This is a genomic window from Caballeronia calidae (genome assembly GCF_900044055.2).
Classification (GTDB): Bacteria; Pseudomonadota; Gammaproteobacteria; order Burkholderiales; family Burkholderiaceae; genus Caballeronia; species Caballeronia calidae.
On sequence record NZ_FCOX02000020.1, the window covers coordinates 46,795 to 73,457 of the forward strand.

The following is a 26,663-nucleotide window of genomic DNA, read 5'->3' on the forward strand; positions in this document are numbered from 1 at the left end:
TGGAGTTGAGTATCCCGGTTATCGACGCTCGCGTGCGGTGAAAAGCTCGCGAAATTCATATAGCTTTCGCCCGTTCGACTCTTGCCTAATCAATGAAAATTCTATGTGAGAGAGAACACAGACATACCGAAAATCCCATGGCTGCAACCGACCTAGAAGCGCCTGACGAAGACTCAAAGCGAACCGCTGCTCTCACCAACGAGAGCGCTGCGCAAAGCGGTCTTCGTCCGTTGAACCGACTGACGAACGACAGTCGTCTCGCACGCATCAACGGCGACACGCTGGCAAAAACGGAACTGCCGTATTACTCGTTGTTCGCGCGTGAATTCCTCCGAGCCGACTTCAACTTCGCGGCCGCAAAGATGACCGTTGCGCGCGGCGGCAAGCTGATCGCCATCGAGGCGGAGTTTCGCACGGCCGAGGCGTTCATGAAAAAGGCGCTCGCATGGGCGAATAAGTTTCCAGGTCGACGCGCTCCGACTCCGCCGGAAATGGTCACGCTTGAAATCAAGCACGCCACGTCCGGTCGTCTTGTGCGGCTCCTCTCGATGTATGACCAGCTTTTCCTGAAGACGATGGAAGCGCTGATGCTGAGAACCATGACGGCTCATGTGCGCCAATCCGCACTCGAGGCTGCCGAGGCACGCATCAATCAAATCCCTTTCTTGTGCATGCCGGACAACGACCGCTTTGCGCCAGAAGGTGTGCTGCTTCCGGACTCGGATCGTACACACTGACATCGGAACGGCCCAGCGCTTCGCGTTTGCCATGCGGTGGCGCTGGACTTGCTCGATCTAACAACGACGGGAGGACCCCGCATGGACTTACGCGAAATCCAACGACTGCATGCGCAGTTCGCACCTGACTCGATGACTATCGATCTGCCGCGGCAAATCGCTGCGCTGCCGGCACCCGCAGATCTGACGGCAAACGCCAAGACAACCACGCTCAAGGTGCGGCTTCCGAAGGCAGTGCCTGTCGCTCGCCGAAGCCTCGTCGCAGTCGCTATCGCTGCTGTCGTGGCTATGGCGGGTATGGGAGCCGCGTCGTTGTACAAGTCGGTGGGCGCGCCCTCAGCGCACGATGTAAAGAAGACCGCCGCGCAGCCGCAATCCAACGGAAGCGAACGGCCAGCAACGGAAGGACCGGCAGTCGCCACGGCGACGCGCCCGATCGACGCAGAGCCACCTCATCCGGTAGCGCTCGCTCCGATGCTGACAGGAAAAGACGTCACTGCTGCCTCCCCAGTCGGTCTGACGGCTGACCAGTTCAAGAATTCGTTGAGTACGACAGGCGGCCCAGCAGCGAGCGCGGCCTCCACCAAGGCCATTCCTCCAGTCTCGAACGATGAGCAACGCGCGGCCGCGTCGCCTATTCATCAAGCCCGTCGCGAGCCAGAGGTGACTAGTCAGGCTTCCACTAAACCCGCGACTTCAGTGACGCCCGCGCAAGCTGCGGCGCAGCCTGCCGCCGAGGAGCAAGCGTCGCAACAACACGCGGCACCGGCCCGTACGCACCGCTACCGTCATCGCTCGCATTCGCGGGATGAGCAGGTAAGCGATGGCGACACCGGGTCGGCTGCAAGCAAGAAGTCAGCGCCTGCAAACCGCGGCGGGGCGAACGAAGTGCAAATGTTTTAAGGAATCGACACCGTGAAAACCGAACTCAATATCACGCTTATTGCGCGCGGCTGCGCGATCACCGGCGACATGGTCGTGGATCACGGCGTCTCGTGCTTCGGCCTGCTCGACGGCGGCATCATCTCAACGGCGGGTCTGTTGCACATTGGCGACGGCGGCCTTGTCAAAGGCACGGCGCAGGGCGAGCACGTTCGCATTGACGGGCGCGTCCACGGGGACGTACACGCGCGTGGCGCCCTGGAAATCAACGGTCAAGTCTCGGGCGACATCTTCTACTGCGGCACGATCCGCCTTGGTCCGCGCGCTTCTTTGAACGGCACGCTGAAGCGCGTTGCCAGAATGCTGACAATCGAGGCCGATTCGACGCCTGACGAAGGGCCTATCGCCGCTCCGCGCATGGACGACATGAAAGGCCCGGAACGCACGGAATCAAATGTGACAGAGCTCTCCCGCGCAATGGCTTGAGCCTTTTAAGGCCTGATGATTTGCCGATAACGGGTCAACGTCTCCAAGAACCACGACCATGAAACCGATTGACCCAATCTTCGATTTCGTCACTATGACCTGGGACGCGGCAGCGCAAGAAGCCGCGTTCGAGGGCCATTGCTTTTGCATGCTCGACACCGGGCGGCTCGTGAACGGTCAGGCACTGACGCCGGGCACGCCGCACTGGAACCGCCCGGCGTACAAGTCGGTCGTGACGTACAAACTGGCTATGCGTCAGAAACCGTAGGGTTTGACTGAATCCTCGTCTCCCGCACGCTTGACCGATATGGATTGCTGCCCGCTTCTGAGCGGGCTTTTTTTACTACGTGAGTATGAACGTCACGGGTTCACGTGACGATGAGTAACGTCGCTATGCCTTAAACTTTACTGACTGAGGCCACCATGCCCGACGCCGTCCCGAAGCCCGAAAACGAGTTCCTGAATACGTTGCAAGGAGAGCAAGCGCGTCTCCATTTTTTTTGGTCAACGGCATAAAGCTGACGGGCGTCATTCAGTCCTTCGACTCGTACACGGTCTACCTCAACGCAGGGGCCGCTCACAAGTAATCTTCAAACACGCCATTTCGACGGTCAGCAAAGACCAGGGCCCTCCCAGCTCCGAGCGTCAGGCCCGCCCCGAGCGATGCGCGCGTTCTGACCGACGTTTGCGTGAGTAGGCACGGGAGCCGCGCCAATGCAGACATTCGCCCGTCCGGACGCTGGCAACCAGACGTGTCAGACCTATCCGCGCCGGCCCCGGCACGCTGCAACACAATCTGCGAAAGTTCCGTTTGACGGCGTGGACGACGTCGCCGCAACATTGGTGGAGGGACGCTATCCGGAGAGCGTCCCACTGCGTGTGCGCATTCGGTTAGTGCCTTGAATCCAAAGCAGAAAAGGCTTGTTACAAAACGTGCCGAATATTCACACCCCTCTTATTCGGCACGCTTTTCGTATTGTGAAAGCCCATCGAGGCTCGCTTTGCGCGCGTCAAGCTCCAAACTACCCGCCGTCCGATTGGCCGAAAATTCGCTCAGCAAGCGTGGTTCTGCAGATGTCGACTTAGCCCGCGATAGCTCCCTGGTTGAGCTGCGCCTCAACGACAAATCGGGACTCGAAGTTTTTCGACGTCCCCGAGACCATTAACGATTCGCGAGCACGCGTCATGGCGACATAGAACAGCCGCCGCTCTTCTGGCTCGGTCGATTTGGGGTCTGGGACGATCGTCTCCTCGCTGCGGGCAATCCAGACGTGATCCCATTCGAGCCCTTTGGAGCTGTGCATTGTCGTGAGAATGAGAGCGCCCGGCGTCGGCTCGTTATTATCTTGGCGTAGGAAAAGCAGCCGTTCAGCGAAACTGCCTGACAGGCGCGACAAAACGTCGTTCGTCGCTTGAATCGCGCGGATTGCGGAATCCTTTTTCGCTTACTTCAACATCCACTCGGCGACGCCCGAGAGCGTCAGCGAATAGAATTTACGATCGCACAGGCTTTGCCATTCGGCGAGCCGCTTCATGAACTCGCGATAGTTCGTCGCCACTTCCTCGGGCAGCCCGAGATCAACCAACTCCGCCCGCCCCTTCTGCGTCAGTTCCGCACCCATATCCGCGTGGAGTGCGCGTAGCTGCTGGGCGGTAAGCCCTAGGTGCGCCAAGACCGCATCGAGGCCGGTGTCTTTGATTCGATCCGCGATTTCGAGCAGATTGCACATCAGCGCGCCCTCCGGGCGGCTGAGGACGGACGCGCCCGATGCCCGGTAGTACTTGATGCCATGCGAGCGGCAGACTGCCTCAAGAGGGTCTAGTATGCGGTTAGTACGCGCCAGGATCGCGCACGACTGCCCTTTCGCGAGCAACGGCGCAAGCACCTCGACCGCCGCGGTTGCCTCCTCATATTCATCTGGATGGCGGGACGTTTGCACGTTGCCCCCCGAGCCCTTCTCTGCCCGCAGCACCTTGGCAATGCGGTCGGCGTTGTTGCGAATCACGCGGTCGGCTGCGCCCAGAATCTCCGCGCGGCACCGGTAGTTGCTGCCGAGGACAACCGGCTTTGCGGCGAACGATTGGATAAACGACTCCATGCCCCGATAGCCCAGCGCCTCGCGGAATGCGTAGATGCTCTGGTCGTCGTCGCCGACGACCGTCACGATGGAGCCTGCCTGCGCGTGCAGTTCAATCCAGCGGTACTGCAGCGGGTCCGTGTCCTGAAACTCGTCAACGAGCAGATAGGTGAACGCGTATGGGGCGATGGTGCCTTGCTCCATCCCCTCAACGGCCAAGCGCAGCATGTCCTGGAAATCGATCTTGCCGTTACGCGCAAGCGCGTCCTGATAGGCGTGGTAAAGCTCGCCGTCGGTAGTGTTCGGGTCGCACCGCCCGAAATTGGTTTTGATCTTCTCGATGGTTGGGATAACGTCTTCTGCCTTCCCGTCGCGGCCGAGTTCCTGCATGACGCGGATGAGCAGGCCAAGCCTGTCGCCATCGGAGGCGATATCGAGCGCCCGCGCGCCGGGGCGTTTCAGTTGTTTGAAGGCGAGGGAATGGAAGGTACCTGCGATGAGGCGCTTCTTCACGGATTCGCCGGCAGCGGCCAGGATGCGCTCGCGCAATTCGAGCGCGGCGTCCTTCGAGAACGTGACCGCGCCCACCGTAGCGGCGCTGTCTTGTAGCAGTAGAGCTGCCTTTGTGGCGATCGTTTTCGTCTTGCCCGCACCCGGACAAGCGATCGCCACGCAATGCTGGCGCAACTGGGCGACTTCCCGTTGCTGGGGATTAAGTTCGTCCAGCATCGCGCCTCCTTAGTTGCCGCGGACCGTCGTCATCAGCTTCAGGTGCGTCATGTACCCGCGAATGCCAAGCGGGTTGAAGCGCTTGAGGAAGTTGACCGCTTCATCGTCCACGTCGGACTGATCGCGGATGCCGTTCCAGACCATGAAGTCGAAGTGATCCATCGCCCGGTCGAACTTCATGATGACACCCAGCACGCGCATCGAAAAGCGCGAATACGCCTCGACTTCGATGTCCATCGCGGGCATCGGGATCGTCGGCTCGAACACAAATTCCTTGTTCGCCCGAAGCTCCGCTTCCTTTTGCTGGCGGAAGCCTTCGGCCACGCGCAGTTGCTCGTCAACGTAGCTCTCAATGCCCGCAAGCAGCTTTTCGAGCGCGCTGTTGACCACTTCCTTGTCGTTTTCGCCGAAGGTCGAGCGGCCGAAGCGCTGCATGTTGATGCTCATGCGGTTGATGTACGGCCACCATTGCTCAAACAGCGGCTTCAGGCGTGTGTGATTCAGACGCACGCGTGCGGTCACAACTGCGGCGCCGGAAAGCTGGCGGTCCAGCAACTGACGGCCGATCTCACGGCGCCGCTTGATGATGGCGATACGCTCAGCGGCAGGCAGGTCGCGGAAGAGCTTGCGCGTCTTGGCGACTTCCGCCCGCTTCATGTCGGCGTCGTCGGTGGAGATCACGCCTTCCTTCTGGAGGCGGTCTGCGTCCGCCTCCATCTGCGTCAACTCGCGCTCAAGCTCGCCGTCGTCCGCGCCGTCGGTCGTCAGCGGCGCCTCGACCGTACCTTGTTCAAGTGCGCTCAGCGCGACCTTCTCTTCACTGCCGGGTTCGACAACCGTGCTCATTCGCCATTTCTCCTGTCTGGACCGCATCGGTCCCGTTTCATCGTGGGGGATCAGGCAAGCGAAGCGCGTTGCCCATAATCCATATTGTTGCGGCGGGGGCAGCGTGTTGAAGCTCGAAACGGTGGTTATTTGAAGCGCCTTTCACCGAATTATCGGCGCGCTTCGAGGCAGGCGGTGGCTAGACGAAGGCGTAAAAAGCAAAGGCAACGCTATCCGGACAGCGTTGCCTCAGGGGGAATGAAGCAATTTTTTTGATGAGCTGCTAATGCGTCGCGCGACGTTTTTCCTATCTCGACGACTGGAAGGACTCGGCCGCCTTCCATAGCAGACCTCCGAGGAGCGCGGCAACGGCGACCCAGTAGCCGACCAAGACAGGCAACGGAACCACGAGCACCGCGAACAGCGTGCCGGTCACTAGCAGCAGCCCGTGCCCCGCCAGATGAAAAGACAGGGGACTCACGAAGCCCGCAGCCGACGCTTTGATCTTCCTGCGCGCCGCACCGTCGATGAACATGCCGAAGGCAAAAAGCAGTGTTCCGACGATCCACATCTTCATCACCATCGCGCGGAAAAGCATGCGGTACACCAGCAACCAGAAGTTCTCGGTCCACGTATGCGCGAACGACGAGAACCCGCCATCGTTCAAACCGCCCACGTCTCCGGACGCATTCAGCGTGCGGTGCAGCAGCCCACTATCGACAAATGCACGCCGGAATTCGTCGTTGGCGCTGTGCATGGCTCCGTCGACCCGCTCCTGCCCTACCGACGCAACGAGGGAACGTGTCTCTGCTTCGGGCACTTCGAACAGACTTCGCTCCGGGATCGCCGGCATGACCGCGATGGCTAGCACCGGCACGAGCAGAAACCACACCTTGATGTGCGAACCGAACCGACTAGCCATGTAGCACCTTGACCAGCAGGAGGGCGGGCACCGCCACGAACGCCATAAGTCCGCCCCAAAACAGCGCCGGTCGGAATTCGGCAATCGTCGCCAACGCGTAACACCGGGCGCCCGCGCCGTAAGTGAATTCGTCCGGCACGGCCGCGTTCACGTCGCCGTCGAATGCAGCAGCAGTGTCGCGCGCCCGCTGGGCCGTGCGTGGCTCAACTCCCGACAGCTTCGCTATGATCATAACGGTGAGCGACATCGTATTCCTCGAAGTAACGGCGGAAAGCTTCCCCTTGAAGCACGCGTGCGGCGAGCTGAAACGCGGCGGTGCGCTCAGTGATCTCGTCCGGACAACGCTCATCGACCATCTCGAACTGGTACTCGAAGTGGCGCGCTTCGAACGCGGGAATCGCCTCGACCATCGGGCACCACACCGACACGTTGTCGCCAAACCGTGCGACAAGACGGCGGGCGTACAGCGCTTTCGACGGCTCGAATAATCCCTGCATGAACGCGATGTGCTGGTTTCCCGTGCGCTTCGCGCGCCGGAAACCATCTAGCGCCGACTCGATCATCTCCGCGGCCAGCGGCCCTTTGTTTCCCAAAAACCGCTCGCCGACGAAGTCGGCCACGCGCGAGCACGCGAGCTCCAGCTCCGGTGCGACATTGAAGACCGCAACCAGCCTGTGCGAGAGCTTGTGATCGCGAATGATGTTTTTATATGCAGCGGACATAATCTTGTGTTTTAGCCTTCGATGATAGGAATTCGACCCTGATACACGGCACCGCCAGAGATGCGCATGAAATACTGCAGATTCGGCAAACTGTGAAGCAGCTTCACGGGAATGAGCGGCACTTTCTCCAACTGGATTGACCGGGACTGCGATGCGCTGAATTCAAGCGCATGCGCCTCAGTCGTGGTATTGGTGCTGTTCGACACATTGACTACGCTGATCGCAGTCTCTCCGACTTTGTCCGAGAACCACTTTGCTGTATCTGAGTCCTCTAGCCTAAGCGCCACCTGAACTGTAATCTAGTAACAGTTACACGCAATGGGGCTTTCTTCGCCTATATTTCGTGGCAGTAGTGTCGTTCAGGAGTACTTTCATGATGCCTTGGACTACTGCCGAGATAGAGTCAGCGAGGGGCGTGCCCTTCTACGTCCTGCTTCGTTTCCTTGGGGCGTATTGCAAGGTGGATAGGGAATATCGTTCTGCCGGTTTGGCCGAGAGCATCCGTGTTCATGTGAACTACGCTGGCCGTGACTTTCGCTTCGTCTTTACAGGAGAGAAGTGGGTCAACGAGCTCTTGTCGCCCCTGCAGCACGGACGAGGCGGCGCAGGTTCCATTGATCTCGCCGCACACCTCACCGGCCTGGATTTCGTTCGTTCAGTGAAGATCTGCATCGATGCGCTCAACGGCTCCGTCTCGGAAGTCTCGTGAGACTCTTTTACACGACAGCGGACTTCGTCTACAAGGCGCGATCTTGTCCAGGCATCCCGTTTCTGTGTGCAGAGGACATGGAGTTCCTAAGCGCGCCGAACGACTATCTCCTATGGGTCGTCTTGGAGAACCCTCGGACCAGAAGTCCCGCAACGTGGATGAGCTACGCCGAGGCGATCCACGACTACTTCGCGTGGCTCGAGGCGAACGCTTTGAGTTGGGATGCAGTGCCTCCGCGCCACGGCGAAGGCGGCGGGATCTCAAACATCGCGCTGTATCGCAACTGGTCCCTTGACGCGCTTGATCGGCGATCTGGAGGGCACGCTATGCAACCCAGTACGGTACGCAAGCGACTGTCTCAAGTCATGCGCTTTTATGAGTGGGCTCGAGCGTGTGGCCGAATCGGGGCAGTCCCGTGGGATGTATCACGGTCGGATGTTCGTGACGGGCGACCCCACGGTGTCATCCGCGAGTCTGCCCTGCCCAAGGTACCACGCCAACCTATTCGCTTTCTGACCGTTGATCAATGTCGCACGCTACTCAAGCGCTGTCCCGGACCGACGGTTCAGTTGATGACGAAGCTAATGCTGCAAACGGGTTTGCGCAACGAAGAGTGCCGGACGTTTCCCATGAAGTATCTGTTCGACCCATCTCCGGCTAGACGGTCACGTCGGATCGCGATCGACCTATCCCCGTCCGACATGAGACTAAAAGGAAGCAGGCCCCGTCGAATCTACGCCTCGGGCCAACTCATGAAGGACCTGTTCGACTTCGCGAATTTCGGCGAGGGCGCGATGCGAGCCAAGCTCTATCGAAGAACTGAGGGAGCCGCGTCGCCCTACGTGTTCCTCAACCGGCGTGGCGAGCCGTGGAGCGACAAGGGATTGTGCAATGCCTATCGAAAACTATGGTGCCCTGCCTCCGCCATCCAGCCGGCACTTGACTTCAAGGTCACGCCGCACATGTTGCGCCACACGTTCGCCACGTTGGAACTGTACGCAGAAAGCCAAACGCACAACCTTGGCTTCGCGCTCGCCTGGGTCCGTGATCGGCTTGGACATGCGTCGATCACGACCACCACCGCGTATGTTCATTGCCTGGACATGCTCGGCGAGCAACTGTTGAACCAGTACGAACGAGAGATAGATGCACTGCTCATTGCGGGAGAAAAGCAATGAAACGAAAGGTCTACACACTCGATCAAGTTCCGGAGCCCTCATCGGCCGAAGAGATCGCGGATCCATTGGTTGTACGGGCAAAAACCGATCTCGACTTTCATCGCTGGCAACATCACGCGACGAGCGGAGCACATGCCAGGCGAGATGAGCTGCTAATTGCGATAGCTGGAGCGCTACGACAGCTCAAGTCGACCCAGTCGAACGAGACCATTAGCTTTCTATATCACGGTGCCGTGTCGATGTGGTTCGCGTTCTTAGACGCACCCACGCCCTTGCATCGGCGCGTGCGGCGCCTGTCGGATATCAACCGCTCACTATTGCGAGACTACGTGTCCTGGTTACGGACGCGCAGCGCGAAGACGAACAGCGGTTATCTCTCACTTGGGACCGTTCGCTCTCTCTTTGTAGGCCTCAAGACGGTGCTGACGCGCTGCGTTGCAGCGGGCGAACTCCCCATAGACTGCTTTCCGCGAGGATTGTTTCCGCATGTGGATCGCGCGCTGAAGCCACCTACTCCCTACACGAAAGAAGAGATGCAAGGGTTGATGACGGCACTTGTAGATGATCTCCGCGCGATCCGTGCGGAAACCTTCATTGGCACCCAGCCGGACCGCTTGCTGGTGTACTACCTCTTGATCGCGATAAGGACGGGAAGAAATCCGACGTCGCTATGCGAATTGAAACGAGATGCGGTTCAACCGCATCCGCTCAAGCCGGATAGTCATTCCTTGCTGACCACGTACAAGCGGCGCGGCAACACCGTCTCTACCCTCTCGGTTAGCAAGGCAAGCGCGGTGGAGGAAATCAGCGTGCTTGCCGCAGACACCAGTTCGTTGATACGCGATGTGTTGGCCATGACCGACAAGTTGGTCGCCGAGGCACCTGCAGATTTGAAAAATAGGCTCTGGCTCTACCGACGATCTCGTCGATGGATCAATCTGGGCGCAGTGACCGTCTTCTCGAAGAAGGTGCTCTACGTATCAATCGATCGCTTCGTGAAGCGCCATCAGCTGGTCACTCTCGAGCCCGCCGGACCGTCCGACGATCAGCCTCCGATGGCGCTGACCGTGATGCGACTACGCAAAACATTTGCGTCTCGCATGTGGGAGCTCACAGGGGGCGACGTGGCCATGACCGCGGTGCTACTCGGCAACCAGCCCCATGTGACGGACACTCACTATCTCGCGGTCACGCCCGAGATGGTCCGTAACCACCACTTCCTCGGGAGATGTCTCGAGATCGAACTACGGGGCACGTCGAAAGATGTATCGACGGTGAGCAGGCTTGCCAAGGAAATGAAGATCGACGTCGACGAGGCCAGGCGCCTTCTCAGCGGCGCGAGCAACACGGGTGTGGGTCGATGCTCGTCGCCACTAAATGGGCGATATGCGCCCAAGGACGGTCACACTGCATGTTCTGCGTTTCTGCATTGTTTCAAGTGCCCGAACCAGGTCATCATGGAGAGCGATCTGTACCGCATGTACAGCTTCTATTGGCTGCTCGTGAAAGAACGAAACCTGCTCGGAAGAAATCGGTGGCAAAAGGTCTATGGCTGGGTAGCCCGAGAGATCGACCAAATCATCGCGCCGCGCTTCGCGGCGGCAACCGTAAAGCAGGCGAAGGATAAAGCCTATGCGGATCCCCATCCGATGTGGCGCGATCGATCAATGCTCCAGGGGCACAGCCATGGCTAAACCTCCCGCTCACCTTGTGGATCTCGCCCGCGTAAAAGCGAAGGATCTGCCGCTTGTCGCCGTGAGTCTGCAAGACGGCACAGTAGTGTCGCGCTACGGAGACGATTCATGGAATCTGTCGCCGTATGCCGCCGCGAAAAACTATCAACGGATCTGCATGGTTTTTAGCTATCGATACAAAAGCGGTCGACGGCTGACAGATCCTGCTCATGCGCCGCTGCTCGCGTCGGTGAAGCGCTTTTTATATACCCGATGGCGCGTGGGCGGCGAGCGTAGTCACTCGGTATCCGTCAGTACATTGCTCTCGAACTGGAGTCAGCTGAGAAAGTTGGTCGGATGGATGATGGAGGAGGATATCGCCACGTTCGGCGCGCTCACGCCGGAGCAATGCGCGCGCTTTGCTGCGCATCTGACCGATAGCGGCCTTGACGCCTCAACGGTCGCGGGCGTGCTCACGTTGATCACGAGCTACTACGAGGTGGGCGAGCATCTCCTTGATCGCATTCCACAGTATCCATGGCCGCTTGAATCCGGCGGAACAACGAAGCTCGCCCGTGCAGGCCGCCAACCCAGATTCCAGAGCTGGAAGCAGGCACAGACAGCTGTCATTCCGCAGCGGCTCATGAGCAAGCTGGTGAATACCGCGCTTGACTACGTCGAAAATCGCTCAGATGCGCTCTTGTCGCTGCGGGACCAACTCAGCGCATGCGAAACGTACCGATTCGAAGAAGCCAGAAGAACGCATCGCGAGATGCATCCTGACGGTTTCGCGAGTGTTTGCGAGAGCGAAGAAAAGTACATTCGATTGAAGGCATATCACCGACACCCGACCGAGGAGAAAAGACTTCTTGCCAGCCATGGGTATGCGCGACGTAAGCAAGCATCGGTCGATCTTCTTCATCTGCGCACTGCATGCTATATCGTATGCGCCGCCTTCTCGGGCATGCGCGACTCCGAACTAGCGTCGTTGGAGGTGGGCTGTTTTATAAAAAGGAAGGGATACGATGGTGAGACGTTCTGCTGGTTGAAAGGCACGACATACAAGCTGATGTCTGAGCCGACGCCATCGGAATGGATGGTTCCGGAGATTGTCGGCAAGGCAGTCGAGGTCGCAACACGGCTTGGAGCGCCTGAGCGAGCGATCATTGACGGTCGCATCCGGGTGATGGAACGCGTTGCAAAGGATCGCAATCTCGATGAGCCGTCTCGCATCAAGATAAAGATGGAGATTGACCGCGGCCGTCGGAATCGCAACGCGCTGCTCCTCTCCTATAAGCATCGCGGGCGCGTCTCTGCTGTGGGCCGCGACAGCGCACGAAAGGGGTTGTGGACATTCACCGAGATGGCGGGATTGCGAGTTGAACAAGAAGATCTGGACGGCATCATCCATCGCGATCGGATTCGTTGCGGAGAACTGTGGCCGATCGCTCCACACCAATTCCGACGGACGTTTGCGGTCTATGTTGCTCGCCACGTCTTGGGAGATATCCGATATCTGCGGGAGCACTTCAAGCACTGGTCCCTTGACATGGCGCTCTACTATGCGCGATACGACAGCCCCGCGGATCGATCGCTCATGGACCACATCATCACTGAACGCGATGAGTTACAAAGCCTGATCGTTCAAAGCTGGATGCATCCTCATACTAACCTCTCGGGCGACGGCGGCCGGCGGATCATGGCGTTCCGGAGCCGTGGCGAACTCAAGACCGTGCGCGACATGCGGGACTTCTGCCGAAAGCTTGGCGAGAGCGTCTTCATTCGCGGGACAGGTCACTCCTGGTGCATGGCAAGCGGAAATGGCTGCGGAGGCCAAGGGCTCTACGATGCGGTTCGATGTACCTCGTGCGGTGAAGCCGTGATTGACTCGACTCACGTGGACATCTGGACGGGCATACGGCAGCAACAGATCGACGTCTTGAACTGCACGGACCTCGGGATGCCTTCTCGGCAGCGATGCATCGATCATCTTCGTAAAGCCGAAAGCGTGCTCGCCGATCTCGGCAGCGAAGTTACCCCGTTCAAAGTGCCGAGGATGCGTCGTGACTAGTGAGCAGAAAAGCCCCACCAAGCGGCGTCTGGAACTCGCGTTACGTCGGTTGCAGCACGGAAAGATGCGATCGAACCATGACGGCCGAATCAGCATTGCAGCGGTGGCCCGCGAGGCCGGTGTCAGTAACGCCACGATTCATAACCGCTACCCGGAAATTGCCGAGCGCATTCGAGCATTACATGCCCGGACCGCCAGAGACGTCACCAGAGCGATACCCGATACGTCAGACATCCTTCACAAAAAGCTGCAAGAGGCGCGCAAGGAGATTGATCAACTCAAGAAGGATCTAGTGAAGTCTCAGTCGATCAACCTTCGCTTGCTGCGAGAAAACGAGATGCTGCGTGCGCGTCTGCAGAAAGCGACGTAGACGAGTGTGCATCGGCTATCGCTCCGCCGCGAAAGCGACGCTCAACTGTTGCATCCGAAGCAGCTCATCGCCATGAACATACTGCGAGGTCGTCGCGATCGAAGCATGGCGAAGATTGTCGCGAACGCTACGCAGTTCCACCCCGCGCGCGAGCGCGCGCGTGGCATGTGTGTGTCGAAGCCAATGAGGACTGGCCCTTGCGAGTTTGTGAGCGGCGGCAGAATCAGTGACGCGCATCTGCTCGGCGACGAGACGGAAGAATCGCTTCAGCACGGCGCGCAAGCGGGTCCCAGAAACGCTCACCGATTCATCGGGGCTCAATGCGGGCACAAGCGGCAGGCTCCGATTGCAACGGCGGGGGTCCGCAGGCAGGCCTCGCTGCCGGAGATAGGTCTGCAGTGCCTGCATCGCAAGCGGCGGCACCGCGACTCGTGCAGCGCGTCGCCCCTTCCCTGTCAAGCGCAGCCAAACGTCCGCGGCGTCGCCGAAGACGATGTCTCCAATCCGCGCCTGGATCAGTTCGCTTGCACGTAGACCGGTCGCGAGCTCGAAGTCGAGAATAAAGCAAAGCCGCTGAGCTGCCTCGACCGACCATCCGTGTTGCGCCGATAATTCGTTGGCGATCTGTCTAGCGAATCGCCACTCGTCGTCCTGAAGCGATCGGAGCTGCGTCGACTGGGTCGACCGCCCGCCCGCTGCGGTCACGCCGGCGAACGGATTTGCAACCACGTACTGCTGCGCGACAAACCATCGGAACATCGCAGAGAGAATGGACAATGCGTAGGCAACCGACGACGGACGTAGCCGGCAGAAGAATGGGCTCCACTCGTCCGAGAGACGGCATCGACGTGGGCCCACCCACTGTGCTCTCGGCTCCGGAGAGCGCAGGAACGTTCGATAAGCGATGGCGTCGCTGGTGTTCAATGATGAGAGGGCCCGCTTGCGTTCGAGGTTCGCCCAGAACAAGAGCCGCTCGGCTTCCTTGCGATAGGCCCTCGCCGTAGTGCCCGTCTCATGCAGCGCGAGCCATGCTTCGATCGCTTGCCTATCGGTCGTCACGTTCAGCAGGCAACGCGCCTTCGGTGCGCGGTACCTACCTCGCGAACCGTCCCGGCTACGCGTAGGCACGATGTGACGCCAAACGACACGTCTGCTCGGCTCGAGCCGTTCTACCAGTCGGCGTGCAGACTCGGTCAGCGACGGATGACACAAAAAGAGCGCCTCTATCTTCCGTGCCGACGCTACCCCAATACCATCGATGTCGATCCACCAGAGACGACGGCGAGGAACCCGCAGGGTCAGTTCGGCGAGCGTCGTAATGCCCTGGCTCTTTAGTGCCCGGTTCGCCCGTTGCGGCAACCAGACGCCGATGTCGTCGGTGATCTGAGGTTCGCGGCCGTGGAGCTCCCGTAATGCTTCGATCGCGCGATCGATCGACATACCCGTACGAGTTCGGTGTGTCGTTCGAGCTGCGAAAACAGCAGCAAGATCACCGCGTCCGTTGAGTTCAGCAATGTCGATCAACCGGCGCCGGATGCGGCCGATGACCCCTCGCGAGGACTGCGCATGGACGCGCTTGTGAGGCAGGTAACGGTCGACCGCTGCTCGCGCAGAAAGCCCCTCGTACCAAGTCCGCAGCGCCGCCAGGCACGCATAGTCAGGGAACGGGACATACCCATATTCGTAGTCGTTGGCTTCAGAAGAATGCTTCACGTTCCCCTCCTGACGCGTGCAGCAGTTCCCAAGGGTATGGCACGGCCACTATCCTTGCCTAGTCCGTATCCCGAACGATGCCCTTTCGATAATCGATCTTATCGAAATAGCTTACTGCCACAGTGAAAGTGCCGCTGAGCGGATCACTGTGAGCGCGAAAATCTTGCAGAAATGCCAGATACCGGCCGTAATACAGACCGCATGCGTCAAGCAGGCACTGGAACGAGATGAGTTCCAATCGGCGATAGCGTGACCTTGAGCCCGCGACCTCAGTCGCGACCTGGACTCATGTCCTTGATCTTTACATGCTTATCCGACTTCAAGGATCCTGCGAGGTCCACGATTGATAGATTCTTAGCCCGCACAATCACGTCTCCGGCAAGCGTCACGTACCACTTCAACCGTGTGCCCGGCTCAAGGTTGAGGATCGCCCTCACCTTTGCAGGCACAGTCGTTCGACCATTCGCGTTGACTATCGACGAAGCCACAGCTCCTCCTCTGCTTGGATGGAGTGTAAGCGAGATCATCGCAGCGCCTCCTTCGAACAAAAAAATCTGTGTAACAGCTTCGAAGGTTACGGTTTATCTGCATCAGGCCAATATCGAAGTTTGATCGGCCGTTGCTGATCAAATAGCGGACCGCGCGATACGCGTCTTCGCGAGTGCGGAAGAAAAAGCCGCGACCCGCGACATTCAACGTCCACGGCCATGCACGACCGTTGTACGCGGACTCATTGAGTGCGATGCCGGCCAGAATCTTCGGATCAACCGAGGTGTGCATCGCGTCGAATGGCGCCTGCGCCGATGCGCACGACCATCCGCCGCGCCGCTCCGCGATGCTCGCTTGAGCGTCATCGGTAAGCGTCGCGGGGCGCAGCCAGCCCGCCTTCACGAACAGACTCTCGAGGCTAATAGGCGATCCGTCGATGTTGATCGCAATACCGCCAGCTGTGGCCTCGACCGTTTGGCCCTCAAATCGGTTAGCCCATGCCAGAAACGGCTTGAGTCCACATGCGTAGACCGGTTCGCCGGGCAGCTCGACGATTGCGCGTTTGGTGCCGTCATCGACCACGATGCGCGTCGGGCTGATGATCGAATCGATGGTCGCTGCGTGTGCGCCGAACGGGACCGCAGACAGGCAGGCAGCCGCCCATGCCTTAGTCATGGTATGGCTCCATGACGATGTCCTGCGTCACCTGCACCAGGAACTTCTGGCCGGGCTCGACGGTGATCGTCGGCGGGATATTCTGGTTGCGCTGCATGACGGTCTGGGCCGTCGCCGCGGCAACTTGTCCCGCAGTGTCACCATAGGTCGTGACGCCGTTTGGCGTAGCCGTCGTCGCGGTCTGCGAACTGCTGTCGAACGCTTTTAGCAGAATCGCCGTGATGAAGCCCGCGCCGAAGATCTTCAGGAAGTGGTTGTTCACATCGCCCGAGAATCCGGCGTAGCCGTTCTGGTCGGCACCTTGCATACCGTTGAGCGGCACGCTTTTGCCGTTGGGCAGACGCAGACTCGTCGAAGCAACCAGCAGGCGCTCTTGGCCGACCTTGACGTCTGCACTGTACATGCCATTGATGAACGCCCCCTTCGGGATCATCAAGCAGTCGCCGCGCAGGCTGTCATAGATGTCCTCGTCCACCATCAACGAAACACGGCCCGGCTTGTCCGAGTTCAGCCCCTCGACCGTCTTGACGTGAATGACGTGCGGCGGCGTCAACGTGCAACCCGTCGACCGGCCGTTGAAAGTCGTGCGTTCGATCCCGCCTTGCGAACCGGCATCGCGCAGAAAGGCGCGGTCGCGATCTTCGGGCGCTTGGCCCTGCTTTGCCAAGGCGAGCGCCATCGCATCGGGTGTGTTAGCTCCGGCAGCGTTCCGAGCAACTCGTACCTCATCCAACGAAGGGACGCCAGCGGGCGGTACGCCGGTTGCTTGGTTCGGCGAACGCGAAGCGCCAGCCTGCTTGAAGATGGACGACGTATAGATCGCGTCTTGCGCCGCTTGGCGGGAAAGCTCGCGCGTGTCCGTGCCCGAACCTTTGACTTCTTCCTGGAAGTCGGCGCCGGTCAGCATCGGCTTGACGGCGGGCTTCAGAGCCGCTGCTTCAGACGCTGCGCGCGCTGCAGCCTCCGACGCCGCTGCGTCGCGCTGCTGACGGATCATCTGGTCGATGTCGTTGTTGTTCGCAGCAGCCGGCGCTTCCGTACTCGACTTAAGCGCGGTCGCCTTCTTGATGCGAGCGTCCTCGTCGGCCTTGTTCGTCGCCTGCAACTGATAGTAAAAGCCGAGGCCACCGATGACGACAGCAGCCAGAATGCCGATGCTCATGATCGCATTGCGTGGCGTCTTGCCTTTGACGAGTGCTTCTTGCTCCGCGCTGGGCGTAGCCGAGTCCGGTTTTTTCGCCACGATCAGAACACCCCGAACAAGCGGCGGCGGCCGCGCGTCACCGTCACCTCGTCCTTGCCCGACCGAAGGACGATCTCGTCGGCCAGTCGCTGGAGGACAAGGAAGTCCCCGCGGCGGATAAAGTTCGCTACGACACGATCGCCGTGGTCGAGAACGAACGGAACCGGCCACTCTTGAGCCTTGGCAGGCATGCGCATCCAGACCGCATGTCCGTCGTCGAAGACGGTTTCCGCCGTGAACTCGGCGCGGCCATCGACGCTGTAGTCCCAGTTCAGCTTGTCCGGTGCAACGCCGATGCTTCCCGAGTCCGCACCACCGCGACCGCCGTTCGCCGCCGCGTCCTCGCGTGCGCTGACGCGGGCGATGGGCGCACGCGGGTATTGGAAGCGAACCGTCTGATAGAACATGCCGCCCGCCGGCGACGCGATGAGCGTGAAGTCGTACTCGCGAAGGTTCGTTGTCAAATGCAGCGTGTTGACGAGGTCGGCCTTGTGGGGCTTGATGAACACATGGTTCATCTTGTCGTCGTCAATCTCCCACTGGACGCTGTCGCCCATCGCAGGGTCGGCGATCAACTTCTCGCCCTTCTCCAGTTCGATCGTCGTGAGCTTCAGCGGCGCGGTCAGAACGCGGTAGATCTGGTCGCGGCTGTACGGAAACACGCCGATGCGCGCGTCGCCCGGCATCGTCAAAGGGTCCGCCCCGCCGTTGAACGGATTGATCGGGCTCATAGGGTCGCCCGCGACCATCGCTGCATTAAACGCCGAGTCACTTGCGGCTTTCTTGGCTACAGCCGGTTGAGCAAGGAACGCTGCGCACGCAGCGACAAGGCACATGCCGATGACCGGCCGTTGATGGAGAATGGTTGCGGTCATGCTTATGCGGTCCGCTCAAGGCGGAAGAACGGAATGAAGATGCCGAAGGGGTTCGTCGTCAGCGCCTGCTCAGCAGTGGGCGCGACGATTTGATAGCGCAGCGTGAGCGCGTATGACTTCACGTCCGGCTTACCCGTGGCGCCAGCTTGCGACGTCGTCGTCGTGAATTCGACGAGTACCGTCGAGTCTTCAAGCAACGCGATGTTGCGCACGTCGACTTCGCGGATCAGTTTCGGGTTGGCCGTGATCTGCTGGAACGGTGTGTCGGCCTTCAGCCAGTCGCGGAACTGACCGGCTGCCGCGCCGATCATTTGCGCCTTCACCGAGTTGATGTTGGCGGTCATGCGCGAAGTCTCGAGCCGGTCTGACAGCACCGGCTCGATCGTGAACCAGCGAACGGCCATCTCTTTGACGGTCGTCCGCACAGCTTGCGAGTCGGGCTTATAGGCGACGAGTTCGGTTACGATCGGATGGCCGCCGGTATCGGCAGACACGCCAACGACACGAGTGACCGAGGGCGGAGGTTGCCGCGTCCATACCGCGCCGACGGCAATCACGGCAAGGCCGAACGAAATCAGCATCCAGCGGTTAGCTTCGAGCTTTAGCTTCGTGCTTGTCTCGAAGATAACTTGGCTCGGATCTTCCTCCGCGTACATGCCAGGAGCCGTAGACAGCGCGGCCCGACGCTTGTTTTTAAAAAGACGCATGGCAACCCTTAATTAATGGTCACCATTGGAACAGCACGAGCGTCCTCTGTTTTTTCGAAAGGCGGACAATTTCGCACGCCATTTCCATGGTCCAGCGCACACTTGGCCTCAGAAGCGTCAGGGACCAATGAGCAAATTGCCTCCGACGCCGCATTTCATAATACGAGAAGCGTGCCGAATAAGGGGGGTGTGAATATCCGGCACGTTTTGCAACAAGCCTTTTTCTCTTTAGATTCAAGGCACTAACCAAATGCCCAAACGCAGTGGGACGCTCTCCGGATAGCGTCTCTCTTGTGCACGGGCTCTTCTAAGCCCCTCGTGTCGGCAAGCCAAGATCTCGTCCTAGCGTTTCGAAGCGGGCCGACGCTCAACACTGTCTTTCCGCGTAACATCCCGGGCCGCGGGGAGCGGCGCGTCGTAGGTATCGTTGCTCGGGTGTGCTGAAATCTCTGGACGGACTTGGACAAAGGGGCTCGAACCCTACGCCCCGGCCTCGATAATCCGGCTGTCGCCGATCACCGCCGTAAAATCAGCGCGGTAACGTGTATCTACGCAAGGTGCTGGTCCGCGGAGTGCGCACCGTACTGACTAATGAACCCGAACAATGGTAGATCAGAGAAGACGCGGCGGCCGTCGAATTAGTGATGTCGCGCTGGCGAACAAGATGACGAGGAGGATCTGCCCAGTGTTGCCCCATCACCTCAGAAAGGCTGAAGAGCGCGTGACACCCGCCTGACCGTCGGGTTTGACGTAGAAGATCAACGTTTCACGCAGGGTGAACGTCGATGAGTTGCCTTGGCAGTCGAAGTGAATAGGTTGAGGTCTACATCCGGGCGCGTTAGAGCCTGATGTACTGCGGCGCCCGATGAAATCCGCTGACTCGCAACTCACCACTACTGAAGCAGACGATAATTGGGCGGTCTTTGATGCGCGCGGCGATGCTTGCATACACGAACTCGACGCTCGGCGGACCATTCAGTTTTACGAGTCCCATTCGGACTTGTCTTGGCTACATCCGGGTAAGCACGATCTCCAAAGACTGCAGTTGCACGTCCTTTACTGCGTTGGACATACAGTATCCTGACGCCTTTAGCTGCTCGCTCTATACGTCGTTTCGGGAACGGTGCTGCCATGTTGAGGCAGCAGAAAAAAATTCAGCATCTCGGTTTATGCGTGATCCCGGTTATCGTTGTCTTCGAATGGAAATAGCACCGACGTTGCGTTTGTACCGAACGTTCATGACCGCAACCTGAACCAGCGCTGCGATCTCGTTGGCGCCCATCATTAGCTCTTCGGCCTCGTCTAGCGTGACCTTGAATTCGAAGACCATTGCACCGTGTTCTCGGCGTACCGCCAGTTCCACTCCCTGTTCAGGCCGTACCTGTAGCAGATTCGCTAAGATCTCGTTGGTTGTCCTTCGACGAGGTGCGCTCAACATTTTGTTTGCCCGTGCAGTCATCTCCCTTTCGCCGATTGTCTTTCGGATCTTGACGAGCGTAGCACCGAGGTCGTACGTGATGCGCTTCAATTCAAAAAGCTGCAGTACCTCAGAAGGCAGCTTCGAGATTGCGATCGCCTTTGCAAGACGGGTCCGCTCCCACGTTGGGCACGCGGCCACAGCAGTGACCATCGACGTCCATCGCCGCTCGTCAATTCCTCGCTTGTACTCAGTAGCGAGTGCCAAAGGCGAGATCGGGGAGACGATTCTTTTGGGTCGGCGCACTTCTCTGCCGTCGAGACGATCGATGATTTCGGACCACGCTAATCCTAGAGGGTCAATCTCCATCGCACTCTGACAAAGCACGTCAGGTCCATGCTTCCGTGCAAGTCGGATCAAGTGCCGGGCCGTCTCGGGCCACACGCCCGCCGTTTCGAACAGCGCCAATACCGGCGGCGGCAGTTTCGAAACAGTGATGGCACGACTCAATGCTCCCGCGGCCACTTTTGGCGTAAATCGCGCGAAAGCAGCAACCGCTTCTCGGCGCGTTTTCCATGAAGTCCCAAGACCCGACTGGTAGAGCTCGGCCAAGGCGAGCGGGTCGCGAGATATCGGTGTTCCAGCTAGTGCAGTCATTCTTTCTGTCCCATTACACCGGCAATTATCTGATGTAGCCGCCTGTGCAAAGGGACGAAAGGCGGCAGATTCACGCTTCTTTTCAGGCGTTTGGCAGCGCGTCCTCAGGTCATCTTCTACCCACGATGTATGCTGCGCGACGGGATGCCAGGGAAAGACCCGTTGGTCGATATCCGAGATTCCGACGGCGTTCCCTTCGATGCTCCCCAGCGAAGAACCGACTGTCCCCGGAGCGATTCTGCCGTCCGGCCACATGATCTAACCGGTCTCAATAGGCGCCAGCGGTGACCCGCGGAAGTCGGTCGATCTAGACCAACTGAAGGAGCTCGCCCCGGCTGCGCTGGCCAATTCTGTGCGCGACTTGGTTGACGTGAATTAGATATAGATACCGAACAAATTTCCCGTCAGTGCCTGGTCAGTGGTAGGCACCACGATCTGATAGCGCAAGGAAAGCTTGTACTGCCTGACTGCCGGTCGTCTTCGGATGCGGTACGTTTCAAAAGCGCGAAAAGAGCTGCCTTTTCGTTTGCTTTCCGGACGTTTTGATCTGCTTTTTTGATGGAGACTGTTCTTCCAACGGGGCATCGAATGGGAAATAACCGGTTCACGCCGCATGCCGGGAAGACGTTAGGTTTGGGGCCGTTCAGGAGTTACGTTCCCGTTGCCAGTGTACCCGTGCTACCGGCTTGATCCCCTGCCGCGAAGAAAAGCAAATCGGGCGACCAATCGCGCTTGTGACCACCGGAAGCCACCGGCGTTTAGTCGCTCGCGATCACTCGCGGCGCAGCGAACCGTCTCGTCATTTCGACAGAAGTTTGCGCCTCGGCGGCAGAGTGGCTTTTTTCGTGAAACATTGACGGGTGAATTGCTCTAGCGCATTGATTTTGAACGATTAGAGGTGCGCGCAATTAGACGCGATTGTTTCACGGCGTGTTCCATGTTGAGAACGATTCGAGGTTTCGCCCGGAGCGCCAGCGTATACGCGCGTTCGCAGCAACGGTTTACTTGCGTTTACCTGTGACTCAGTCTAATCTGCGTCCAATTCGACAGCCACGCGCAGTTTTCCCCCTCGCTGTCCGAATCCACTCCAAGGTGCCCAAGTGAACGCAGTGAACGAAAACATCGGAGCGTCGGATCTTCTCTTGTCAGGTCCAGACGACACAACGGCAGAGGACTTACTGCTGTTGGCCAACCGATCGACCGTAATGCTTCGGAAGATTCGGGACGAGATTCTCAAACCAGAACCCCGTAAAACTCCTCCGCTCGTCTCCTCCACTCGCGTGCAAGAAATCTGCGGCATCGACCGGAAGCGGATGAGCTATGCGCTTCAGACTACGCCTTTGCCGAAGGGGCAACAGAGTCGGGCTGGCGGCCAGCGTTCCTTCACGCTGGAGGAAGCGATTCAGTGGGTGAAGGCCGAGAGGCGCCCACCTCAGCGAAAAGGTCGCGGAAAGGTCATTACCGTCGCGAACTTCAAAGGCGGCGTGACCAAAACCACGACCTCGACTCTCCTTGCTCAAGGCCTTGCGATGCGCTGGGGCCGCAAGGTTTGCCACATCGATCTCGACCCCCAAGGCAGTGCAACCACGCTATATGGCTACAACCCGCACGCTGAGATTGAGGCAGATGACACGATCATTCCGCTAATTCAGGCCTACGTAGATGGCGAGCCGTACGATATGCGGCGGCTGCCAGTTCAGACATATTGGCCGAATCTCGATCTCATCCCCGCGTCGCCGCAACTCTTCAATGCAGAATTCATGCTTCCCGCCCGCGCTAATCTTGCGCGTCCTGGGGATGTGCGTTTCGAACAGGTGTTGCACCGCGGTCTTGAGCCTTTGCTCGAAGAGTACGACTACGTAGTGATCGACACCGCACCAACGCTGAGCTACCTAACGATCAACGCGGTCTTCGCAGCCGACGGCGTCATTGTCCCAGTTGTGCCCGACATGTTGTCGTTCGCCTCGATGGTTCAGTTCTGGCACCTTTTTTCCGATCTCATCACAGGCATGGAAGAGTTCGGTGACGCCGAAAAGAAACGGTTTGAATTTGTTGACGTGCTTGTGACTCGTGTGGCGCCCAACAAGCCAGCGACACGTGTACTTCAGCAATGGATCGCAAACCTGTATGGGAATCGCGTCATCCCGGTCGAAATTCCGGAAACCGACCTTGCGCGCAACACAAATATGCATTTCCAGACCATCTATGACATCGATAAGTACGAAGGCGGGATGGAGACGCTGAGACGAATTCGCAACCCGATCGATCAATTCGTTGATCTAGTTGACGCGAAAGCAAGTCGGTCTTGGGGCCAGGGAGAGATTGCATGAGCTCACTTAGGGACCGACTGTCAAAGGGGCTTTCGATCACATTGAGTGACGAAGACGAAGCACAAGCTGCATCGATGAAACCGACTGCACCGACCACAGGCCCGGGACAGACGATGACGATAAACGCCTTGAGGAAGCAGATTGCCGATCTGAAGTCGCAGCTTGATGCACAGGATGAACGGGCGTCTGACGCCTCGCAGGCAAAGATCAAAGAGCTGGAAGAGCAGCTTGCGAACGCTTCGACGCTGGAAATTGTTCTTGCGCGCCTCCACGAAGTGCCGGGCCGTCGGCGCTACATGGAGCCAGCAAAGTACAGTGAGCTACGCGAAAACCTTCGCCACAACAAGCTGGTTCATCCGGTCGTCGTGCGAGCTACAGGGGACGGCAGTTACGAGATCGTCTCGGGTCATCATCGGGTCGACGCGTACCGGGAGCTAGATCGACAGACAATACGTTGCGTTTTGGAAGATGGGACCGAGGACCAGGCGGAGGACGGCGCGTTTTTCGCAAATTTGCTGCAGTCGGACCTCACCGACTACGAAAAGTACGTCGGCCTGAAGCGATTCCAGAGCAAGCATCCCGAGTTGAATCAAACAGAGATGTCGGAACGCGTCGGAATCAGTCAGTCGCATGTTAGCGCCCTGCTCTCTTATGAACGCTTGCCGAGCGAAGTACATGCGTTCCTCGAAAAGCAAAAGGCGCTAGTCGGTGCGACCGCGGCGGCTGAACTTGCATCCGCGACTGAAATGGGAAAAGGAGAAAGGGTCACCGAGGCGGTGCGGCGGCTGTCGGAGAAAATTTTCGACCAGGCGCAAGCGGTTCGTTTCGTCAGAGAATCAGACAAACCAAAGCCGACCAAGCCAGAAGCTTCGACCTTCAAAGTGAAGGACGGCAAGAGTACGTGGTGTGATGTTCGACGCGCTCGAAACGTGATGCGGTTGGAATTCAAATCCGAAGCGATCGCGGAGGCGGTTCAAGCGGCGATCCAGAGACATCTCGAGAGTCTGGTTGCAGACAGCAAAAACTAAGTCTTTGATTATATTGATTATCGGAGTCCGATAATGCTCACCTCGTAGTAAGAAGCGACAAAAACAAAAGCCTTCGGCGCCAACCGAAGGCTTTTGGGGGCTTGGCTGTTCGGCCGCACCCGCTACACTCACCGGCTCCAACCGGTCAGTGCCTCTCCAAAGCCCGAGTGTAGCGAAACGCGAAAGACAGTCAAGCAAATTCCAGCCATTTCCACAAATGGACTGCTCGACATGTCTATCGCGCAACGCTTCGTTGCTGGCGAGGGTGAATCGCATCCTGAAGATTCGGCAGCCCTCACCGCTTTTCGCTGCGACTCGACCAACCTGCCTTGGATCATCTTCCGGGCAGCGTTCCGAGCCGCACACATCGAACAGATTTCGCCGCGCGCTCGCGCAGTGCTCTCTGCCCTCGCCCGTACCGTCGACGCTGCCAAGCCGTTCGCCGCGATTTTTGCGCGCCGCGAGTTGCTCACGGGTCGCGCGCTTCAATCAATGCGCACGTTCTACCGAAGCCTTGACGATCTCGAGACGGCCGGACTAATCGATCGTCGGCCCCAATCACGCTATGTCGAAGCAGGGTTGTTTGGTCGCGCCTACCTGCACCTCACCGAGCATGCTGCTTCCCTTCTCGGCCTCATTGAGCCTCCGCATACGCACGAGGACGAACCCGCCCAGACGCCTGCATCAACCGCATCCGCCTCGCCCCAGCCTTCTTTGACTGCACCGTCTGCCACATTGGCAGACGGTGCAATATATAAGGATCTAAGCCCTTCTGTTTTTCAAAAGAGACAACCGGGCCGACTGCCTGCGGACCTTCAGCGCCTGCGCCGCCTGGGTTTTTTTGATTTCTTGATTTTCAAACTCATGCGCGAAGCGCGTGAGCACGGCAAGCGCCTCTCCGATGTCGTGGAAGCGACCTGGGACCACCTGAGGCTTGCCAAGGCTCCAATCAACTACCTGCGTGCCCTGCTCCGCAATCCGGTCGATTTCGCCCTCCTGGTGCGTCGTCGGCACGTCGATCATCACGCCGCCCAAACGCGCGCGCAGCAGCACGCGGACGCCCAGGTCGTCGCCCTCCAACATGCCGGCCGCACGTTCATCGACGCGGGCAACGAGCGCCAGTTCGTAATCGGGGCTGGTGGTCAGTCGTTAACGATCTTCAGCCTCACAGAACGCATTGGCCGCCAGGCGGCCGGTTGGATGCCGTCGTTTGCCACAGCCCTCGCGTCCGGGCAACTCCGTCCCGCCACCGCGCTGGACCTCGAACGCTTCGCTCACGCCCAACGGGAAGCGTTGGGAAAATCCCAGCCTTGCGCGGCAACGTTGGTGCACGAGAAGCCTCCGGTAACGGGTGCGGTGCGGGACCATATCGCCAGGCTGCGTCACCTCTTGAAAGCGCGGGGAGCGGGCGCGTGACGCCGCGCATGCGGCAACACGAAATGTCGTTGCCGCCTCGCGACGCGCTCGAACGAAGGGGTCCAACGACGCTTGGAGAAGGCCGTTCCGATGGTTCAGCTAGAAATGTAACTACCGATCGTTTCCGCCGACACCCGCACATTGCCACTACAAGCAGGTGCGATGGGCGCTCCAAACCCCGCTTCCCAAAAGGCGGTCGAGACGCCAGGGCGGAACGGGCTGAGGGAGGTGAGGGCGAGAGCAGGGCAGGGCGGGGCGCACGACTATGGGATTTTTTTGCGCCGCTCACTCGTAGAGTGACGAACGCGCGGGCGACCTCTGCAGCCGTCGCAGACTACCGACAGCGGTCCAAAGTGCGGCGCAAGAAGCCACAACGGTGGACGACCTACGGCGCCTACCTGCGATTTCGGCGTGCAACACCGCCTGCCGCGTGTGCGGCAATCTGCTCCTTCAGGACGAGGATGAGGCGCTGACTCGGCGTTGCGGGCCGAAGTTAGCGATCGACGAAGTCGGTTGGGAGACGACGCGGTAGGCCGGTCCGCTGGCTTTCGCCGGCACGGTTAAATCTCGTGAGTCACGACAAGCGACCACGCGGGGCGGCGCTGAGGGTGGCGGAGCGGATCTCGCGAGTACCTTTTCATGCAGCGGATACCGCCCGACCGGTCGAGACCTTCAGACCGCGCCGGCGGCTTTGCGTGCTCAGTGCTCGTTCCGTCCTCGCCGATCGGTGT

General features: G+C 59.1%; 23 protein-coding genes and 2 pseudogenes. 13 read left to right on the top strand and 12 right to left on the bottom strand.

Translation table 11 applies throughout. The annotated features are described in order from the left end of the window. Positions 1–137: 137 nt before the first annotated feature. The 5 genes from AWB78_RS19480 (at position 138) to AWB78_RS49725 (ending at position 2,692) form a co-directional block, all read left to right on the top strand. Positions 138–737: a hypothetical protein gene (locus AWB78_RS19480; protein ID WP_062607194.1), complete on the top strand. Its 600-nt coding sequence runs from the start codon at positions 138–140 to the stop codon at positions 735–737. Between the two features lie 81 nt (positions 738–818). Further along, on the top strand, positions 819–1,640 hold the full coding sequence (locus AWB78_RS19485) for a hypothetical protein (RefSeq protein WP_062607196.1): 822 nt from the start codon (positions 819–821) through the stop codon (positions 1,638–1,640). 12 nt (positions 1,641–1,652) lie between these two features. Next, on the top strand, positions 1,653–2,105 hold the full coding sequence (locus tag AWB78_RS19490) for a bactofilin family protein (protein WP_062607198.1): 453 nt from the start codon (positions 1,653–1,655) through the stop codon (positions 2,103–2,105). Positions 2,106–2,163: 58 nt separating this feature from the next. Continuing rightward, positions 2,164–2,373 carry a hypothetical protein gene (locus AWB78_RS46610; RefSeq protein WP_157697564.1) on the top strand — a complete coding sequence of 70 codons (210 nt, stop codon included), beginning with the start codon at positions 2,164–2,166 and terminating at the stop codon, positions 2,371–2,373. A gap of 232 nt (positions 2,374–2,605) precedes the next feature. Continuing rightward, the gene (locus AWB78_RS49725) at positions 2,606–2,692 is read left to right on the top strand and encodes an RNA chaperone Hfq (RefSeq protein WP_074173478.1); all 87 of its coding nucleotides are present in this window, start codon (positions 2,606–2,608) and stop codon (positions 2,690–2,692) included. 495 nt (positions 2,693–3,187) lie between these two features. Here AWB78_RS49725 and AWB78_RS19495 read toward each other — a convergent pair. The 6 genes and pseudogenes from AWB78_RS19495 to AWB78_RS43580 all read right to left on the bottom strand — a co-directional run. Beyond that, positions 3,188–4,912: pseudogene (locus AWB78_RS19495) on the bottom strand (ATP-dependent helicase). A 9-nt stretch (positions 4,913–4,921) separates the two neighbouring features. Continuing rightward, positions 4,922–5,758 (bottom strand): hypothetical protein, encoded by an 837-nt coding sequence (locus AWB78_RS19500; protein WP_062607200.1) that lies wholly within the window; start codon positions 5,756–5,758, stop codon positions 4,922–4,924. A gap of 286 nt (positions 5,759–6,044) precedes the next feature. Then, the gene (locus AWB78_RS19505) at positions 6,045–6,659 is read right to left on the bottom strand and encodes an IncC plasmid conjugative DNA transfer DtrJ family protein (RefSeq protein ID WP_062607202.1); all 615 of its coding nucleotides are present in this window, start codon (positions 6,657–6,659) and stop codon (positions 6,045–6,047) included. Beyond that, on the bottom strand, positions 6,652–6,906 hold the full coding sequence (locus tag AWB78_RS19510; RefSeq protein ID WP_232477750.1) for a hypothetical protein: 255 nt from the start codon (positions 6,904–6,906) through the stop codon (positions 6,652–6,654). Before AWB78_RS19510 ends, AWB78_RS19505 begins: the two co-directional genes overlap by 8 nt. Further along, a complete protein-coding gene (locus AWB78_RS19515) occupies positions 6,863–7,381 on the bottom strand; it encodes a hypothetical protein (RefSeq protein WP_062607204.1) in 519 nt (172 codons plus the stop codon). Before AWB78_RS19515 ends, AWB78_RS19510 begins: the two co-directional genes overlap by 44 nt. An 11-nt stretch (positions 7,382–7,392) precedes the next feature. Continuing rightward, positions 7,393–7,671, bottom strand: a pseudogene (locus AWB78_RS43580) (TraM recognition domain-containing protein); the annotation flags it as partial. An 83-nt stretch (positions 7,672–7,754) separates the two neighbouring features. Here AWB78_RS43580 and AWB78_RS19520 point away from each other — a divergent pair. The 5 genes from AWB78_RS19520 (at position 7,755) to AWB78_RS19540 (ending at position 13,382) form a co-directional block, all read left to right on the top strand. Then, on the top strand, positions 7,755–8,090 hold the full coding sequence (locus AWB78_RS19520) for a hypothetical protein (protein ID WP_062607206.1): 336 nt from the start codon (positions 7,755–7,757) through the stop codon (positions 8,088–8,090). 365 nt (positions 8,091–8,455) lie between these two features. Next, on the top strand, positions 8,456–9,268 hold the full coding sequence (locus AWB78_RS19525) for a tyrosine-type recombinase/integrase (RefSeq protein WP_232477753.1): 813 nt from the start codon (positions 8,456–8,458) through the stop codon (positions 9,266–9,268). After that, positions 9,265–10,962, top strand: coding sequence for a site-specific integrase (locus AWB78_RS19530; protein WP_062607209.1), 1,698 nt, complete (start codon positions 9,265–9,267; stop codon positions 10,960–10,962). The genes AWB78_RS19525 and AWB78_RS19530 overlap by 4 nt, the downstream gene beginning before the upstream one ends. Beyond that, entirely contained in the window at positions 10,955–13,012 is a 2,058-nt protein-coding gene (locus AWB78_RS19535) for a site-specific integrase (RefSeq protein WP_074173479.1), read from the top strand. Before AWB78_RS19530 ends, AWB78_RS19535 begins: the two co-directional genes overlap by 8 nt. Continuing rightward, the gene (locus tag AWB78_RS19540) at positions 13,005–13,382 is read left to right on the top strand and encodes a hypothetical protein (protein ID WP_062607212.1); all 378 of its coding nucleotides are present in this window, start codon (positions 13,005–13,007) and stop codon (positions 13,380–13,382) included. The genes AWB78_RS19535 and AWB78_RS19540 overlap by 8 nt, the downstream gene beginning before the upstream one ends. A gap of 15 nt (positions 13,383–13,397) precedes the next feature. Here AWB78_RS19540 and AWB78_RS19545 read toward each other — a convergent pair whose 3' ends face one another. The 6 genes from AWB78_RS19545 to AWB78_RS19570 form a co-directional block, all read right to left on the bottom strand. Continuing rightward, positions 13,398–15,095, bottom strand: a complete 1,698-nt coding sequence (locus tag AWB78_RS19545; RefSeq protein WP_062607213.1) for a site-specific integrase — start codon at positions 15,093–15,095, stop codon at positions 13,398–13,400. 414 nt (positions 15,096–15,509) lie between these two features. Beyond that, positions 15,510–16,259, bottom strand: a complete 750-nt coding sequence (locus AWB78_RS19550) for a lysozyme family protein (RefSeq protein ID WP_198399300.1) — start codon at positions 16,257–16,259, stop codon at positions 15,510–15,512. After that, a complete protein-coding gene (locus tag AWB78_RS19555; protein ID WP_062607215.1) occupies positions 16,252–17,502 on the bottom strand; it encodes a TraB/TrbI/VirB10 family type IV secretion system protein in 1,251 nt (416 codons plus the stop codon). The genes AWB78_RS19550 and AWB78_RS19555 overlap by 8 nt, the downstream gene beginning before the upstream one ends. A gap of 2 nt (positions 17,503–17,504) precedes the next feature. Beyond that, positions 17,505–18,377 carry a TrbG/VirB9 family P-type conjugative transfer protein gene (locus AWB78_RS19560; protein ID WP_062607217.1) on the bottom strand — a complete coding sequence of 291 codons (873 nt, stop codon included), beginning with the start codon at positions 18,375–18,377 and terminating at the stop codon, positions 17,505–17,507. 2 nt (positions 18,378–18,379) lie between these two features. After that, on the bottom strand, positions 18,380–19,084 hold the full coding sequence (locus AWB78_RS19565; RefSeq protein WP_062607219.1) for a VirB8 family type IV secretion system protein: 705 nt from the start codon (positions 19,082–19,084) through the stop codon (positions 18,380–18,382). 1,183 nt (positions 19,085–20,267) lie between these two features. Further along, on the bottom strand, positions 20,268–21,158 hold the full coding sequence (locus AWB78_RS19570; RefSeq protein ID WP_157697565.1) for a hypothetical protein: 891 nt from the start codon (positions 21,156–21,158) through the stop codon (positions 20,268–20,270). A gap of 1,100 nt (positions 21,159–22,258) precedes the next feature. Here AWB78_RS19570 and AWB78_RS19575 point away from each other — a divergent pair. The 3 genes from AWB78_RS19575 (at position 22,259) to AWB78_RS19585 (ending at position 25,932) form a co-directional block, all read left to right on the top strand. Next, positions 22,259–23,488 (top strand): ParA family protein, encoded by a 1,230-nt coding sequence (locus AWB78_RS19575; protein WP_232477751.1) that lies wholly within the window; start codon positions 22,259–22,261, stop codon positions 23,486–23,488. Continuing rightward, positions 23,485–24,516, top strand: a complete 1,032-nt coding sequence (locus tag AWB78_RS19580; RefSeq protein WP_063958985.1) for a ParB/RepB/Spo0J family partition protein — start codon at positions 23,485–23,487, stop codon at positions 24,514–24,516. Before AWB78_RS19575 ends, AWB78_RS19580 begins: the two co-directional genes overlap by 4 nt. 231 nt (positions 24,517–24,747) lie before the next feature. After that, positions 24,748–25,932 (top strand): hypothetical protein, encoded by a 1,185-nt coding sequence (locus AWB78_RS19585; protein ID WP_062607224.1) that lies wholly within the window; start codon positions 24,748–24,750, stop codon positions 25,930–25,932. Positions 25,933–26,663: the final 731 nt, after the last annotated feature.